At 67.2% G+C, this 1,472-nt stretch carries 1 protein-coding gene; it reads right to left on the bottom strand.

The window, feature by feature from the left end:
* The coding region (locus AUL35_RS22685) for a PAS domain-containing protein (protein ID WP_192847139.1) at window positions 1–1,472 on the bottom strand (1,472 nt) is incomplete at both ends.

Below are 1,472 nucleotides of genomic sequence, written 5' to 3'. Positions count from 1 at the left end.
GACCGGGTCTGGATCGCATCGAAGCCCGCCTGTCGATCGCTCGTGCGCGGATCGAGGGCGACATCGTCGACGGCCACGACGTCGCCATGCTTAAGGTCCGCGATGTAGGAGCCATAGGACGAGAACGCGTGCTGGCCGACGACACTGGACGTGCCCGGCTCGCACCAGTCGGAGCGAACCTCGATCGTGTCTTCGCGGGGGTCCACGATGCCCGAACCCACCCGGTCGACCTCCAGTCCATCGGCCAGACAGCGCGCAGCGGCCGTCACGATGGTTTCGAGGTCGGAGCGACCGCGCAACTCGTCGGCCAGCGTCAGAAGCGTCGCCTGCCGGCGCTCCCGTCGAATGCGCTCGGTGACCTCCAGGAAGATGACCGTGAAGCGGTCGTCGCCGATCGGCTGGGCGACACCGTCGTACCAGCGATCGAGCATGCCGACGCGACGCGTGAAGCGTGCTGGCTCGCCCGTCTCGACAACACGGGCGAACTCGTCGACCCAGGCGTCCTCGACACCAGGGAATACCTCACGGATGGTGCGTCCCACCGCCGTTCCCCGCGGCACGCCGACAAGGTCGTGCCAGGCATCGTTCACCGCCTCGTAACGCCAGTCGACGACGTGGCCCGACGCGTCCCGGATGACCTCGCCAAGGAGGAACCCCTCGTGCAGCGTCTCGAAGACGTTGCGCCACTTGGCCTCGCTGGCGGCCAGAGCTTGAACCATCCGGTCGCGCTCGATCTCGGCGGCACGGCGGCCCTCGATGTCGATCAGGACCCCCGGAAAGCTGACCGGCGTCCCGTTCGGTGCGTGGTCGACGCGCCCGTTGGCCTCCAGCCAGTAGTAGTTCCCGTCGAGGCGGCGCACCCGGTACTGGTGCGCATAGGCGCCGCCGCGGGCAACCGACTCGTTGATGGCCTCGGCCAAGCCGGCTTGGTCGTCGGGATGAACCGTGGCTACGATCTGCGCGAGCGGGATGCCTTCGCGACCCAGCGCGGGATCGAGCCCGAAGGCCTCGGCGAAGGGCGCATCGATCGTGAAGCGGTCGGCCACGATATCCCAGAACCAGGTACCGATAATGGCACCGGCATCAAGAGCCAGTTGCACGCGCTGGAAGTTCTCCTGCGCCACCGCCTCGCTGGCCCGCGACAGGGCAAGCGCGGTGTCGCGATCGTGCTCGGCGCGTAAGCGCTGGGTCGCCTCCGAAGCGACGTTCAAGAGCCCTACAACGTCTCCTTGCTCATCGTGGACGGGCGAGTAGGAGAAGTCCCACCAGGTGTCCTCGGCGAAGCCGTTGCGGGTCATGACAAGTGGCATGCCCTGGAACGTCGCCGTCTCGCCTGCGAACACACGCGCCACCAGCGGCTCGATATCATTCCAGATGTCCGGCCAGACTTCGGCGAACCGCATGCCGAGCGCCGCGGGATGGCGAGACCCCAGGAACGGGGCGTAGGCATCGTTGTAGAGGAAGCACTGCTT

Source organism: Aureimonas sp. AU4, assembly GCF_001463765.1.
In the GTDB taxonomy this organism is placed as follows: Bacteria; Pseudomonadota; Alphaproteobacteria; order Rhizobiales; family Rhizobiaceae; genus Aureimonas.
Note: the sequence above shows the minus strand (reverse complement) of the source record. Positions and strands in the feature narration are given on the sequence as shown.